Here is a 14,811-nt window from a genome sequence, read left to right as displayed (position 1 = left end):
TAGTCTGCATAATACAGAGTCTGAACAAGCCCGTAAGTGGTAACAATATGGCAGTTTTATATATATGTTAATCTTAAGTCTTGTCATCGCTCGTTATTTTCTCACCAATGAAAACTTTACAGAAACTTTAAAAATTAGCCGATATATTTGAAGTTTTCAGATCGGTTGTTCTCTCCGTTGAGGGCATAAGTAACCCGGCGCCAGGTGCGATCGCCCTGGGGTCGAGGCTCAAGTTCGAGATTGTCCGATTGGATCGAGTGGTCTGTAACATATTGGTGGGGCGCCGATCGCGCGCGCTCGAAGTTTCCCATTTGACCTCACCAAATGAGCCATCGATCCTTTTATTGGGAGAGGCGATCGCCGATTATGCACTTTCTCCCTCAACGGGTTGCCAATTTCAAGGAAAACCGACAATCCAGCGATCGCCACAGGCGGGTTGTCGTCACGTTTTCGATCGCGCCGAACATCTCAGATCTCTTATCGAAACAAGCGAGCATCAAATCGCCATCCAGTCCACGCGAGGGGTCTGATTCGCAGACCGGGAAGGATCTGTCGGTTAGCTTTTCCGGTAAACTATAGGGTGAAAAAGCAACCGAAGGAGCTCAAAAATATGCGAATTTTAATTATGGGTGGCACCCGTTTTATCGGAGTTTATCTGACAAAAATCCTGGTTGAAAACGGTCACGAAGTTGTCTTATTCAACCGAGGAAATAAACCCGCTCCCGTGGAAGGGATCCGGCAAATTCACGGCGATCGCAAAGATGCGGCACAAATCAAAGAAAAACTGGCCGATGAAAGTTTTGATGCTATTTTTGACAACAACGGGCGCGAATGTAGCGATACCCAACCCCTAGCCGATTTATTTGCAGGCAAACTCAAGCATTTTATTTACATGAGTTCCGCCGGGGTCTATCTCAAATCCGATCGAATGCCTCACGTAGAAGGTGACGAAGTCGATCCGAAAAGCCGTCACAAAGGCAAATTTGAAACGGAAACCTATCTCAAAGAACGCGGTTTACCCTTCAGTGCGATTCGTCCCACCTATATTTACGGGCCACAAAATTACAACCCCCTCGAAGCCTGGTTTTTCGATCGCATCGTGCGCGATCGCCCGATTCCGATTCCGGGAAATGGGGCGCATATCACCCAACTCGGTCACGTCAAAGATTTAGCGCGAGCGATGGCAGCTATTCTCGGCAATTCTGAGGCGATCGGGCAAATTTATAACGTTTCCGGCGATCGCTTCGTCACCTTTGACGGTTTGGCCCGCGCTTGCGCGATCGCCGCCGGAAAATCCCCGGATACCCTCGATTTAGTCCACTACGATCCCAAACAATTTGACTTCGGCAAACGCAAAGCCTTCCCCTTGCGCGTCCAGCACTTCTTCGCCGACATTCACAAAGCTAAATCCGAACTCAATTGGCAACCGGAATACGATTTAATTTCCGGTTTAAAAGACTCGTTTACTAACGATTATTTAGCCTCGGGAAGCGATCGCGCCGAGGTCGATTTCTCCCTAGACGATGAAATTCTCAAGGCAGTTCGTTAGGCGATTTCCCTGGCGATCGTCATGACCGCCAAAAACCCTCTTCATAGAAAAAGAGGGAGAATTCTCTCTCCCCCTTTTTCTAGCGATCGATTCAAATCCGACCGTTTTAGCGAACCCAACGAACCCCTTACTGCTGCAACATTTGCTCGACTTGTTGCTGTAGCGCTTCGTCTTCTTGCACGGCGGTCAGGATTTCATTAAAGCGATCGAGATCTAAGCCTTGATTTTGAACCGCTTGTTGTTTTTGCTGCTGCACTTCCTCCTGAATCTCTATCGCCGTTTCGACGACGCGCTCAAAACGCTGTTGTTCGTCGGCAGAAATGGCCGGATCCGGTGTTACCGTGGAATCTGTCTGAGCTTTATAAATTTGACCGAAGCGTTCCCGGCTGAAGCCTTGATTTTCGATCGCCGAGGCAATGCGTTGCTGGGCCGTTTGTTCGAGAACTAACAACTGTTCGATCGCCGTGGCGAACTGCTCTAACTCTTGGGAACTAATCGAAGCCGCATTAGAGATTCCCGCTTGCGCCATGAGAGTTGGGGGTTGCGCCTGCGCCGGAAGACCCATCGCTCCCACAAACGAGAAGGCGATCGCGGAAGCTGCGGTTAACAGATATTTGAACACGGAAAAACTCCTTAAGGTTTGCTTTATAAACATGCAAAGACGCCTGGCAATGCACGTTAGCTCGAACAACTGTCAAAAAACCGTATTTTTTTTAAGGAAAATTTTTGTTATCCGAACTCATCTAGCCTAATCGTTTTGATAAGGAAGTGTCAAGGTAAAAAAGATTGTAGATTTTTCAGTTTTAATTTTAGATACAGCAGTTTTCGCTGTTGGGCGGTACATTTCGATCCCCCTAAATTCCCCTTAATAAGGGGGACTTTCACTGCCTCCCTTTTTAAGGGGGGTGTTCTATGGTACATTTCGATCCCCCTAAATTCCCCTTAATAAGGGGGACTTTCACTGCCTCCCTTTTTAAGGGGGGTTGGGGGGATCTTTGCCTCTTGTACCTCATGACAGCACGAATTGCTGTAAGCTTTCTTTTCCAATTTCATCGGTAAAATTCGGTAAAAGTTTGAACCGATCGCCCTTTAACGAACCCCCCAAATTTTAATGGTGCGATCGCCACTACCACTCGCCAACGTATGACCGTCGGGACTGAACGCTACGGTTTCCACCCAACGGGAATGCGCTTCGGGAGTTTCCCAACGCTGTCCGGTATCGACATCCCACAAATTAATCCGACCCGTAAAACTTCCACTCGCCAAAGTTTCGCCGTCGGGAGAAAAAGCCACCGAAAACACAATTCCCGCATGACTGAGTAAGGTTCCCGTTTGCTTTCCCGTTTCTAAATTCCACAGTTTCACCGTTTTATCGGCGCCGCCACTAGCGAGGTGTTTGCCGTCGGGAGAAAAAGCCACTGAAAACACTTTACCGACATGTCCGGACAGATGCCGCCAAATCGACGCATTCAGTCCCCCCGACGGGGTGTTTTCTAACTGCCAAAGTTTGATCGAACCGTCCTCGCTGCCACTGGCGAGGGTCGTCCCGTCGGGAGAAAAAGCGACCGAATAGACGGTACCGACGTGTCCGGTGAGGGTTTGTAGTAAACTGCCACTGGCCAAATCCCATAATTTGACACTCCCTTTCTCACTTCCGCTCGCCAGTAAGGTACCGTCGGGACTGATGGCGACGACGAAGGCGCCGGAACTGCCGGGAGACAAGCTGGCGAGTAACTGACCCGTGGACAGGTCCCAAATTTGGATGGTGCCACCATAGCTGTTACTGCTGCTGACGAGGGTGCGACCGTCGGGACTGATGGCGACGGAGGAAACGATTTGTCCGGGGTTCGGCGAGGTTAAAGTACGGATCGGCTGTCCGGTTTGCAGGTTCCAAATTTTGATCGTGCCGTCGAAACTCCCACTGGCTAAGAGTTGGCCGTCGGGACTGATGGCGAGCGATCGCACGTCTTGAGCGTGTCCGGTGAGAGTGTTGGACAACGTGATATCTTCTGTTACTTCCTCGGGCGTGTCGGTGGTGGCTAAGGCGGCGATCGCCCCCTCTTGAGGACGATCGATCGCCGCTTTGACCGGGGTAACCTCCAACGTCGATCCCGCATCGGCCCCGAGGCGCCCGACCTGTTCGACGGCGGCTTGTTGGTACTCGTGGAGGCGATCGACCACATAGCGATAGATTTTGACCTCACTCAAGCCCACTCCGGCGATCGCCGCGATCGCGCTCGCCGCCATCAACGGGCTGGCGATCTTTCTCAACCCCGGTACAGACGGGGACTTCCGCCGTCGCCCTCCGGCGGGACTCAACCCCATCGGGATCGGTTTTCGGTGGCAGTTGGCGCGTTTGAGGTCTTCGAGTTGTTGCAGCAACACTTCCGTATTCGGCGGGCGCTGACCGGGCAACCGGGCCATCAAATAATCGATAAAGTCCGCCATTTCCCGGCTGATGTGGGGAGCGGCGACCCGCCATTCGAGGCGATCGGTGTGGGGGTCATAAAAATCGAGGGGATGGCGTCCGGTGAGCAGGTGAACGAAGGTGCGCCCCAAAGCGTAGAAATCGGACTGGGGCATGGTTTTACCGTTTTCTTGTTCCGGCGGCGCGTATCCCTTCGAGGCGATGACCGTCCCTTTCTGACCGATCGCCATTTTCGCGAGGTAGGTGGTACTGACGGCGCGAGCCGAACCGAAGTCAATTAACGCCAGTTGTTCCGTGGTGCGACTGCCGCGCACGATCGCCGCCCGCAACATGATATTACTGGGTTTGAGATCCCGGTGAAAATATTGCTGGGCGTGGACTTGGTGTAAAATTTCCGCCAGTTGGAATAACCAATCGATCGCCTGGTTTTCCGTAATCGGGATGTTACCGCGACCGTGCAACCATTCTTCGAGGTTCTGCCCGTCAATTTTTTCCATGACCAGGCAGTGAATGGGGGTGCGGCTGTTGTTGGCAAAATAGGTAAAATATCCCCAAGGATCGACCCGGGGAATGCCGGGATGCTTGAGGCGTTGTAAGACGGCGGCTTCTTGTTGAAAGAGGGCGATCGCTTTGGGATTGCTTTCGACGAGGACTTTGAGGACTTTGGGGGTTCCTTTTTCGAGGGCTTCGTAAGTTTTGCCAAAGCCGCCGACGCCGAGGAGTTTGACGACTTGATAGCGCCCTTGCACGAGCAGTTGAGAACCGCACTGACGACAAATACGGTTGTAAGCGTTGAGCGGATCGGTCGGTTTCGGACAGTTGGGGTTAATGCAGTGGCTCATAGAGCGCTACGAAATGGCTCTGGGAAAAGAAGGCGGCGATCGCCCCTCTCCGAGTTATATAGTAAACGCAAGGACTGCGATCGTGCTTCCCCCCATCGCATGAAATTTGCTCTTTCTCGAACATCCAAAACTTCAAATCTCAAATTCCATGTCTCGATCTTGGCTGACGCAATTGCAACAACAATCATGCATCGCGGTGATTCGCGCGCCGGAATTAGAAGTAGGACGACAACTCGCCCACGCCGTCGCTTCCGGGGGGATGCGCGCGATCGAGATTACCTGGAATAGCGATCGCCCCGCCGATTTAATTGCCCAGTTGCGCGCCGAACTGCCCGACTGTACGATCGGGACCGGAACCTTAATGACCGTGGACGACGTAGAACGGGCGATCGCCGCAGGTGCTCAATTTCTCTTTTCTCCTCATGTCAATCCGGATTTAATCGCCCGGGCGATCGCCGCCGAAGTGCCGATCGTCCCCGGGGCGCTGTCTCCCACGGAAATTGTCACCGCGTGGCAAGCGGGGGCGACGGCGGTCAAAGTGTTCCCGATTTCTGCCGTCGGCGGTCCGAGTTATATCAAAAGTTTGCAAGGCCCCCTCGGTCAAATTCCCCTGATTCCCACCGGAGGGGTCACCTTGGCGAATACCCCAGAATTTTTAGCCTCCGGGGCGATCGCCGTCGGTTTGGCAGGGGATTTATTTCCCAAAGCCGCCCTAGATCGTCGCGATTGGACCGCGATCGGCGATCGGGTCGCCGAGTTGATCGCCGCGATCTCCCATACCCGCGCCGCGATCGCCCCCTGACGGCTGAAATTTAACTCTCTTCCCTTGTAGTTGTTGAGTAGTCATTGATTAGAATCAACAAATATCGGGGGACGACCGTCATGGGGTAGCCCCGTATCGGAACCTACCGATCGCCACGTCCATCAAAACGCAAAAGTCCACAGGAGGTGTTTGACAATGAAGGGTTTTCTCGATTCGTTTCCCTGGCGTCGCACTGCTACCACAGGTGCAGGACTCGCGATCGCGATCGCCACTCTAGGGATGGCGTCCTTCCCCGCCCCAGCGCAGACGCTCTACCCCGACGCCGACACCCTCGCTTACAACCTACTCGAATTACAACAATCTAACCAGCGTTGGATTCAAATCGATCTGACCCGACAACGATTGATCGCTTGGGAAGGTCCCCAAGAGGTTTACGCCGTCGTCATTTCCACGGGGAAAGAGACGACCCCGACGCCAACGGGTCTGTTTGCCATCCAAACCAAGCACGAAATCGCACGGATGCAAGGCCCCGGTTACGACGTGCCAGATGTTCCTTTCACGATGTACTATTATCGTGGCTATGCTATACATGGTGCATACTGGCATAACAATTTTGGTACCCCCGTCAGTCACGGTTGCACCAACGTCGCCGTCAATCACGCCGAATGGTTGTTTGATTGGGCCGATGTCGGGACCCCCGTGGTCGTACATTATTGAGGGGAGTAGGGAGTAAGGAGTAGGCAAGAGGCAGAAATCACTCTATCCAAGATCCAAGATCTAGAATCTAAAATCCCCTAACTCAACTGCACCACAGGCCGATCGCCCACCAGGGTTTCATTGGTGAGCAAATCTTCCACCGTGATGCGTAAAAAGCGATCGCGGTCTACGCGGAAAAAGACCTTGACGCGATCGCTCCCCGGGTTTCCCGGCGGGGTGAGTTGGGCGATACTGCGGGCGCCGTCGCGATCGTTGAGCGGTTGGACGCTTTGGGTTCCCGACGCGAGAGAGCGCGTTACCAGGCGATCGCCGTCGAAATAGACCTCAGTTCCCCCGGTTTGCGCCCCCAATTCGCCGATAATCAACTCAATACTCGGCTGATTGTCTACCGAGGCCCCGAGAACCAGTTCCACCGGATCCGCCATCGGATACGCCTGACCGGATTTAATCAGGGGATGCCAATCGTGGCGCTTGTTGCGGTGGTTCCAATAGCGGATTCCGTAACTGTGGTAGAGGAAATCTTGGACTTCCACCCCGCGATTTAACTGGAGGGCCCCGGTGGCGATCGCCTCGAACGGGCGATCGCGTCGGACTTTTGACTCGTCGAAATATTCCCCGATCCAGCGTTGGACCGCCGGAATTTGCGCCGTTCCGCCGACCAACAGCACCCCATCGATATCGTCCACTTCCACCCCCTGACGGCGGGCTTGTTGCAGGACTTGAGTCATCGCCTCATCCAAACTGGCGAAAAAGTCGTGTTCGGCGAGGATTTGCTCGAAGCCGTCGCGATCGAGCGCCAGTTCGTAACTTTCTAAAGTTTCGTCGTTAAAATAAACCTCTTTTGCCTGTTTTTGCAGCGACAGCGAGATTTTCAGCCGTTCCGCCAACCGAGTGGTCAGGGGCGTTTTCTCGACCCCTTGAGTCGCGGCGAAATAATCCACCAACCAGTTATCCAGATCGCTACCGCCCAAATTTTTGCCCGCTTTCGCTAAAACCCGCGCCGTTTTTGCCTTCTGTCCCGAACTTTCCGCGAACATTTTTTCGCCCCACTTGAGGATAAACCCCAAGGGACGATTCCCGGCAGTTCCGTCGAGGCGAACCAGAGATAAATCTAACGTTCCACCGCCGAAGTCCACCACTAACAACAGTTCCCGTTCGGCGAGTCCGTATCCCAAGGCGGCGGCGGTCGGTTCGTCCAACATCCGCACTTGTTCCACCTTCAAATGTTGGCAGACGCCGCCCAACCAGTGGCGATAGGCTTCAAAACTATCGACGGGAACGGTAACCACGAGGGAATCGACGGAGAGGGGAACGTCGCGAATCCCCTGTAGCAGTTGAGTCAAGAAACCGCGTCCCACTCGTTCAAAGGTCATGGTTTGACCGTCGAGTTCCGGTAAAAAGCCTTGAATGTCGGTTCCGATCCCCCGTTTGAAACTGCGGAAAAAGCGCGGATCGGTTTTGAGATCGAGTCCTTTGTCGCGGACGGCCTGACCGATGACGAGGCGATCGCGGCTGGCGTCTTCGACGTAAACTAAGCTGGGAATCAGGGGAGGATTTTGCCCGACTTGCCAGGTCAAACCGGGTAATTTGACCAGTTCGGCTTGTTCGGTCGCCGGATTCCACCGGGCGATAACGGTGTTACTCGTTCCAAAATCGATCGCGATGGACATGGAGCCAACTGATACAGGGGATTAAGCTTCATTTAGCTTATCGGATTGGTGGCATTAAGCCAATACAGGCGGGCGAGCAGACGGGCGAGAATGACGGTTTGACGGTCGTGCTATAAACAAATTGAAGCAACGGCGATCGTAGTAATTGGGAAGAAATGACGATGGGTTACAAATTTTTATCGACGATGGCAATTGCGGTGAATATGGCTTTTTTTCCATTCACGGCGATCGCCCAGGAAATCCCGAGTGAATTGAGCGAGGGGATGCCCTACTCTGAAGCGAGAGAATTGATTTTAGAGGAGGGTTGGCAAGCCCCGGATCTCCGACCGTCCAATCCCTTAAACGGATCGCGAGAGTATCAAGAAATTGAAAATTGTTCGGGAACGGGAGTCGGCTATTGTCGCGGTTATTTTGTCAATGGTGACGGCGATCGATTAGTCGTCATTACGGTGAATGGACCTGAAAATCCCGATCTTTCTTCATGGTGGATAGAAACCGAAGAAGAATAAGTAGGGGTTGGGTTACCAAACCCCTACAGGTGATAGTCCGGCGATGGCTTCCTCTCAAGCCGGGCTTTGAATGTTTCTTTTATAAACCGTCTTTTACGACTAAGTAGATTCTTAATTTGTAGGGGTGGCAAGGCCCCTACAGTTTTAACAAGCACCATGGTCACCAGGTGGCGTTAACCAACAAATTTTTTCAGAGGTGTTTCGGCAAGCAAGCGCACGCCCAAACAGGTAAAAATAACGGCCAAACTTGTATAAACTAAACGCAAAAGGTTAAAGTTTCCATTGAAGAGGGGAATAAATTTGGTGACGTCATATTCGGCGTGCAGATAATTGGCTCCCGACCAAAAGGCAAGCTGCCAATATTTATGTGTTGCAAAAATACCGAGGGAGTATTTCGACAAGAAACGAACGATATCGGGTAGATTTTGCAACTTCAAAGAATAAACAAATCCAAATAAAGTTAAGGCCATCCAAACCATTGAAGAACGACCGTAAATATTGAGGGTATTTCCTTGCTTCATTAAGATGAGGTCTTGCAGAGAAATTGCTATATATAAAAACAGGAATAAATATTTGAGTCGAACGATTTTTTCGGTTTTATGAATTAGAAGATAAACAATTAGAATGTAAATCAAAAAATTATCCAATCGCCAATAGGGAATCTGATAATCCAGCAGTTTTGAAGTTTGAAAATAAATGACAAATAAAATTACTAAAGCAATGGAAAGTGGGGTTTTAAGGGCGTCAGGCATATAATTTTCGTACGACCACAGCAAACCACTCAGAACGATCAAAACCATTAAAAAATATAAAACTGAATCACCGACCAACGGTAAACTCGGACCTCCCAACCACAAAACTGTCAGTTGATTCCATGCAGGAATCTGAGTATTGAGGTTTTGAGAGGCGATCGCCACCACAACGATAAGATAAATCCCAGTTTGCACGATCGCCCAAAAACCAAACAGCTTAAGCAAGCGGATCGCCCGTTTTTTCAAATAATCGATATTTTCAGTGATTTTGCGATAGCCCAAAAACAAAGAAACAATAATAAATAAGGGAACGGCTCCCATTGTTAATTGATTTGAAAACACCCAAACGATTCGGGAAACCATCCAAGGTATTGGACGGTTTAATTGGGTAGATTGAGAAAACAGAATCGGCTGAAAATGCAGAAAAAGAACGAAAGAAATAGCAATACTTTTGAGGAGATCCAAGCGAAGGTCTCGGGTCGGTTTTGAGGAAGATTCGGAAACTTTCACGATTTGCTGATGTCGAACTGATAAATTTATTCACTTAAAAATAGAGAGGAAGAGGCTACCCCGTAGGGCGATCGCCCTAATTTTTACCCGAAATTTGAATAAAAAAGATCGCCGCCAATACAATTAATCCCAATAAGGCCAGAGGAACCCAAAGAGCTTGGGGAAAAGATGGGTGAGAAAACATCATGCTGACTCCGATCGCGGCGTCCTCAATCGCGGATAATTGCCAATACGATAGCAGACCCCAGGCCGATCGCCTTGAACCCCTGGAAAGAGAAGCGCTATAGTCGCAAGTAACGCCAATCTCAGGGGAGATCGCCGCCAATGAGTTCATCTACTGTCGTCACCTGGTTGCAGGAACGAACGAGCCTAGCTATTTTATCCGAACGAGTGTTAACCGCGATCGCCGAACTCGTTCAACCTCGGGAACTGGCGGCGGACAGCGAACTCGCTACCGAAGGTCGCCCCCCAGACGGACTCTACATCCTCCAAAACGGTCGTTTGGGCAGTTCCCTACACCAACCCAACACCGCCGCGACGGCGGGGCGATCGCCCGCCTCCTTGCTGCCGGGAACCACCCTCTACCTCGCCGAACTCTTACTCGATCGCCCCTGTCCCACCACAGTTACCGCCCTCACCGACGTTCGACTCTGGTTCGTACCCGCCGACGAGTTTCGACAACTGGCCGATCGCTATCCCGAAATTAACCAAACCCTTTCCCGCCAACTCGCGGATCAACTCGACAGTCTCGCCGACGCCTTCACCTACGAACGCGATCGCATGGAAGCTTTGCGACCCTATCTCGTTCCCAAAGCCAAACGCGGGATCGTCGGTAAAAGCCGCTACGCCGTCCGCCTGCGATCGCAGATCCGCGACGCGGGAGACGATCGCGGCGCCGTGTTCATTTTCGGCGAACCGGGACTCGAAAAAGACAACACCGCCGCCCTCATTCACTACGGTTCTCCCAACCGCCGCCAACCGATCGTCAAACTCAACTGCGGCCTCCTGCAAACCAGTGGCGCCGAACTGTTCGGACGGGCGGGAGGCAAACCGGGACTGATCGAATGGTTGGACGAAGGCACCTTAATTTTCAACAATATCGAAGAACTGCCCGAAGAACTACAACCTCAAATCGTCCGCCTGCTAGAAAGTGGCACTTACGTCCCCGTCACTCGTTCCGGCGAACCGACCGAAACCCCCCGAGTCTGCAACGCCAAACTAATTTTTATCGGCGAACAACATATCCCCGAAATCGAACACCAAGTCACTCACCGCATCAAAATTCCGCCCCTGCGGGTCAGAAAAGCCGACCTCGGCGCCCAAGTCGATTACTATATCAGTTTGTACTGTCGCGCCAAAGGCATCACCAAACCGCGCCTGACTCCGGAAGCCTTGCGGCGCCTGCAAGCCTACGACTATCCGCAAAACATCCGCGAGTTACAAAGTTTGGTGGAACGGGCCTTAGTCCAAGCGGGGGAAACGGAAGAACTCACGGAAGAAATTGTCTGGCCGTCACAAAGTAAGAAAAAGCAATTTCGGTTTAATTTACTCAATGCTTATCCCGGCTTGCGCCACTTTTTACGCAGTCCCTGGTGGCCCGATCGCATTAATTACGGCTTTACCCTGACCTTTTTCGCGATCGTCGTCGCTATTTTGTTATTCGGACCGCAAACCCGAGACCAAAACTTTGCTTTAAATCTATTTTGGGCGTGGTGGTGGCCGCTTATTTTACTCCTATTTCCCTTTGTCGGACGCTTGTGGTGTGCGGTCTGTCCGTTCATGATTTACGGAGAAGTGACCCAAAAGTTATCGTTATGGTTGTGGCCGCGATCGCTCAAACCGTGGCCGCGACAAGTCGCCGATCGCTGGGGCGGTTGGTTTCTATTCGGTTTATTTCTATTAATTTTCCTCTGGGAGGAACTCTGGAATTTAGAAAATACCGCCTATCTTTCCGCGTGTTTGCTCTTATTAATTACTGCCGGGGCGACGATCTTCTCCGCCATTTTCGAGCGCCGTTTTTGGTGTCGCTATCTCTGTCCGATCGGCGGCATGAACGGCATGTTTGCCAAACTGTCTATGACGGAATTGAGGGCGCAGCAGGGAACTTGTTCGGCGGAATGCACTACGTATCAATGTTATAAAGGCGGTCCACAAAAGGGAGAAGGATTGGAAACTGACGGCTGTCCTTTATATTCCCATCCGGCCCAGTTGGAAGATAATCGCGATTGCGTCTTGTGCATGACCTGTTTAAAAGCTTGCCCGCATCGATCGGTCGAGTTGAATTTACGTCCGCCGGGGATCGAGTTGTGGACCACCCACGTGCCGCGATCGCATGAAGTGGCATTAATCATGCTACTGCTCGGCGGGGTCTTTCTGCACCGCTTGCCGGAGATCGGGGTCGAGTTGGGTTTAAGTCTGGATTTGACTCAATTCGGGCCGCATTTGGGCTGGTCGGTGGCGGTGCTGGCGATCCCGGTCTTGGTCCCGATCGCCGCCCACGGGGCGATCGTCGCCTTCAATTCCTCGATCGAGCCGAAGCGCTTTCTCGAATGGGCTTATGGCTATTTACCCCTGGTGTTAGCCGGGAATTTAGCCCATTACCTGCGCTTGGGTCTGACCGAAGCCGGACGGATCGTTCCGGTGACCCTGGCGACCTTTGGCTTGAGTGGAGAAGGTTGGCCGATCTGGGTGGCCCATCCGGCAGTAGTGGAATTTTTGCAGGGAACCACGATCGTCGCGGGGTGGGTGTTGACGGTGGTATTGACCCAGAAAATCGCGCGCCAGCCGTGGCGATCGCTGCTTCCCCAACATCTAGCGTCCGGGATTTTGGCGATCGCCTTGTGGTCAATTATCGTCAGGTAGCCGTAAAACGATAAGATGCCCAATGCAATCTCTTGGGAGATCTCGTAGGAGTTAGCCAATCGTGCGGAATCGAGTTGTCAATATCAAGGCGATCGGGGTCGGCGGCGGGGCGTGTAATGCCATCAACCGCGCGATCGCCCGCAATCTGTCCGGAGTCGAATTTATCGCCGTCAATACCGACGTACAAGCCCTGTCGCAAGTACGCGCCGACCGATGTATTCAAATCGGCGATCGCCTCACCCAAGGCTTGGGAACCGGGGGCAATGCCGAACTCGGCTATAAAGCGGCGGATCGCGATCGCGAAAAAATTGCCGACGCCTTAAAAGATAGCGATCTGGTGTTCGTCACCGCCGCCATGGGAGGCGGAACCGGAACCGGGGCCGCCCCGGTCGTCGCCGAAGTCGCGAAATCGATGGGGGCCCTGACCGTCGCCGTGGTCACCCGTCCCTTTACCTTTGAAGGCAAACGGCGCGCCGGAATTGCCCAACAAGGGATCGAAGTCTTGCAAAGTCGGGTCGATACCCCGATCGCGATCGCCAACGATAAAATCCTCTCCCTCATTTCCCCGGATACCCCGATGCAAGAAGCTTTCGGCGTCGCCGACGATATTTTAATCCAAGGGATTCAAGGGGTTTCCGATATTATTACCATTCCCGGTATCGTTAACGTAGACTTCGCCGACGTGCGATCGGTCATGGCGAACGCCGGATCCGCCCGTCTCGGGATCGGCGTCGGTTTCGGTCAGTCCCGCGCCACCGATGCCGTCCTCAACGCCACCAGTTCTCCCTTACTCGATGCCTCCATTTCCGGCGCCCGAGGGGTCGTCCTCAACATCACCGGAGGCAACGATTTGACTTTGCACGAAGTCCACGCCGCCGCCGAAGCGATTTACGAAGTGGTCGATCGCGATGCCAATATTATTTTCGGTACGGTGGTAGACGATCGCCTCGACGACGAAGTGAGAATTACCGTGATTGCTACCGGATTTGAAGCCGGACGACCTCAATCTGCCAATCCCGTTCGTCCTCCAGTCGCGACCGCGCCGCCGAACCGCACCCCACCCGTCCGCCAACCCCTCAAACCGACCTTGCAAGCGCCGCCGCCACCACCAACCCCCACCCCGACCCCGGACGGTTTGGATTTACCGAATTTCCGCCAGCAACGGCGATCGCGTGAGGGATTTTAGATTGTAGATTCGAGATTGGGGATTCGAGATTGGGGATTCGAGATTGGGGATTCGAGATCGATCGGGTCTTCTCCCTTCTCTCTCCCCTCAACTTTGTTATCCTGGAATCTGCCCTCTGTCTTGTTCTATTTTTCATTATGCATAGGGTATTGACCGGGCCGTTGCGCTTGGAAAAGACCACGGTGGCGATCGCCGACTTGCCCGAACACCTGCACGGGATTAAAATTGTCCAGTTATCGGACTTTCACTATGAAGGTTGGGGACTGTCGGAACAACTGCTGCAAGAGGCGATCGCCACGAGTAACCTCGAAGATCCCGATCTCGTCGTTCTCACCGGAGACTACGTCACTCAAGATCCCGCCCCAATTCGTCAGTTAGTCGATCGCCTCAAGACCTTAAAACATCGCGCCGGGATTTACGCCGTCTTGGGGAACCACGACATCAAACCCCCGGAAACTCAAGTTAAAATCATCCAAGCCCTCACCCACGCCGGAATCCGCGTGTTGTGGAATGAAGTGGCCTATCCCTTCGGCAACGGACTGGCCCTGGTCGGAATGGCCGATCTGTACTCGGGAGAGTTCAAACCCGCCCCAGTTTTAATGCCGATCGCCCCCAAGACTCCCCGGATCGTTTTATCTCACAATCCGGCGACGGCGGAGATTTTGCGAAAGTGGCGCGTCGATTTGCAACTGTCCGGTCATACTCACGGCGGACAAATTGTTTTACCGATTGTCGGACCGATTCCCACCAAACTTAAAGCGATTCGTTCTTGGGTTCCTCAACTTTTGCGGCCCTGGTTGCCGTGGATGCAAGATTGTTACAAAGTTTACAATCACTGGCATTGGTGTGAGGGATTTTACCAAGTTGGTACCAATGCTCTTTATGTCAATCGGGGATTGGGGACGTATTTTCCCGGTCGCTTCTTTTGTCCCCCAGAAGTCACCGCAATTGTTTTGGAATCTGGAGTGTCCGAATAGGATCTCGATCCCGGTTCGTGGCGATCGCCCCCTTCGGATAACACAG

Annotated in this window: 13 protein-coding genes; 8 read left to right on the top strand and 5 right to left on the bottom strand. The window is 52.6% G+C overall.

The window, feature by feature from the left end; all coding sequences use genetic code 11:
- Positions 1-134 precede the first annotated feature (134 nt).
- On the bottom strand, positions 135-311 hold the full coding sequence (locus JJD41_RS22525; protein ID WP_200669775.1) for a hypothetical protein: 177 nt from the start codon (positions 309-311) through the stop codon (positions 135-137).
- On the opposite strand from JJD41_RS22525, the gene JJD41_RS22520 reads away from it, so the two are divergent.
- A complete protein-coding gene (locus tag JJD41_RS22520) occupies positions 312-530 on the top strand; it encodes a hypothetical protein (RefSeq protein WP_200669774.1) in 219 nt (72 codons plus the stop codon).
- Between the two features lie 80 nt (positions 531-610).
- Complete coding sequence (locus JJD41_RS22515) at positions 611-1,549, top strand: NAD-dependent epimerase/dehydratase family protein (protein WP_200669773.1); 939 nt, start codon at positions 611-613, stop codon at positions 1,547-1,549.
- 127 nt (positions 1,550-1,676) lie between these two features.
- Here the strand turns inward: JJD41_RS22515 and JJD41_RS22510 are convergent, their stop codons facing one another.
- Together JJD41_RS22510 and JJD41_RS22505 are read right to left on the bottom strand one after the other, a co-directional pair.
- On the bottom strand, positions 1,677-2,171 hold the full coding sequence (locus JJD41_RS22510) for a DUF4168 domain-containing protein (protein WP_200669772.1): 495 nt from the start codon (positions 2,169-2,171) through the stop codon (positions 1,677-1,679).
- Positions 2,172-2,638: 467 nt separating this feature from the next.
- Positions 2,639-4,819: a serine/threonine-protein kinase gene (locus tag JJD41_RS22505; RefSeq protein WP_200669771.1), complete on the bottom strand. Its 2,181-nt coding sequence runs from the start codon at positions 4,817-4,819 to the stop codon at positions 2,639-2,641.
- Positions 4,820-4,967: 148 nt separating this feature from the next.
- On the opposite strand from JJD41_RS22505, the gene JJD41_RS22500 reads away from it, so the two are divergent.
- Entirely contained in the window at positions 4,968-5,621 is a 654-nt protein-coding gene (locus tag JJD41_RS22500; RefSeq protein ID WP_200669769.1) for a bifunctional 4-hydroxy-2-oxoglutarate aldolase/2-dehydro-3-deoxy-phosphogluconate aldolase, read from the top strand.
- A gap of 156 nt (positions 5,622-5,777) precedes the next feature.
- A complete protein-coding gene (locus JJD41_RS22495) occupies positions 5,778-6,299 on the top strand; it encodes a L,D-transpeptidase (RefSeq protein WP_200669767.1) in 522 nt (173 codons plus the stop codon).
- 77 nt (positions 6,300-6,376) lie between these two features.
- On the opposite strand, the gene JJD41_RS22490 is transcribed toward JJD41_RS22495, so the two are convergent.
- The gene (locus JJD41_RS22490; protein WP_200669765.1) at positions 6,377-7,969 is read right to left on the bottom strand and encodes an Hsp70 family protein; all 1,593 of its coding nucleotides are present in this window, start codon (positions 7,967-7,969) and stop codon (positions 6,377-6,379) included.
- Between the two features lie 161 nt (positions 7,970-8,130).
- Between JJD41_RS22490 and JJD41_RS22485 the strand changes: the two genes are divergently transcribed.
- A complete protein-coding gene (locus JJD41_RS22485) occupies positions 8,131-8,478 on the top strand; it encodes a hypothetical protein (protein ID WP_200669763.1) in 348 nt (115 codons plus the stop codon).
- A 173-nt stretch (positions 8,479-8,651) separates the two neighbouring features.
- Here the strand turns inward: JJD41_RS22485 and JJD41_RS22480 are convergent, their stop codons facing one another.
- Positions 8,652-9,695 (bottom strand): acyltransferase family protein, encoded by a 1,044-nt coding sequence (locus JJD41_RS22480; protein WP_200669761.1) that lies wholly within the window; start codon positions 9,693-9,695, stop codon positions 8,652-8,654.
- A 369-nt stretch (positions 9,696-10,064) separates the two neighbouring features.
- On the opposite strand from JJD41_RS22480, the gene JJD41_RS22475 reads away from it, so the two are divergent.
- The 3 genes from JJD41_RS22475 (at position 10,065) to JJD41_RS22465 (ending at position 14,765) form a co-directional block, all read left to right on the top strand.
- Positions 10,065-12,602 carry a sigma 54-interacting transcriptional regulator gene (locus JJD41_RS22475; RefSeq protein ID WP_200669759.1) on the top strand — a complete coding sequence of 846 codons (2,538 nt, stop codon included), beginning with the start codon at positions 10,065-10,067 and terminating at the stop codon, positions 12,600-12,602.
- A 61-nt stretch (positions 12,603-12,663) separates the two neighbouring features.
- Entirely contained in the window at positions 12,664-13,788 is a 1,125-nt protein-coding gene (gene ftsZ, locus JJD41_RS22470; protein ID WP_200669752.1) for a cell division protein FtsZ, read from the top strand.
- 137 nt (positions 13,789-13,925) lie between these two features.
- A complete protein-coding gene (locus JJD41_RS22465; RefSeq protein WP_200669751.1) occupies positions 13,926-14,765 on the top strand; it encodes a metallophosphoesterase in 840 nt (279 codons plus the stop codon).
- Positions 14,766-14,811: the final 46 nt, after the last annotated feature.

Origin of the sequence: Oxynema mangrovii CENA135 (genome assembly GCF_016632315.1) — a bacterium.
GTDB classification, from domain to species: domain Bacteria; phylum Cyanobacteriota; class Cyanobacteriia; order Cyanobacteriales; family Laspinemataceae; genus Oxynema; species Oxynema aestuarii.
Note: the sequence above shows the minus strand (reverse complement) of the source record. Positions and strands in the feature narration are given on the sequence as shown.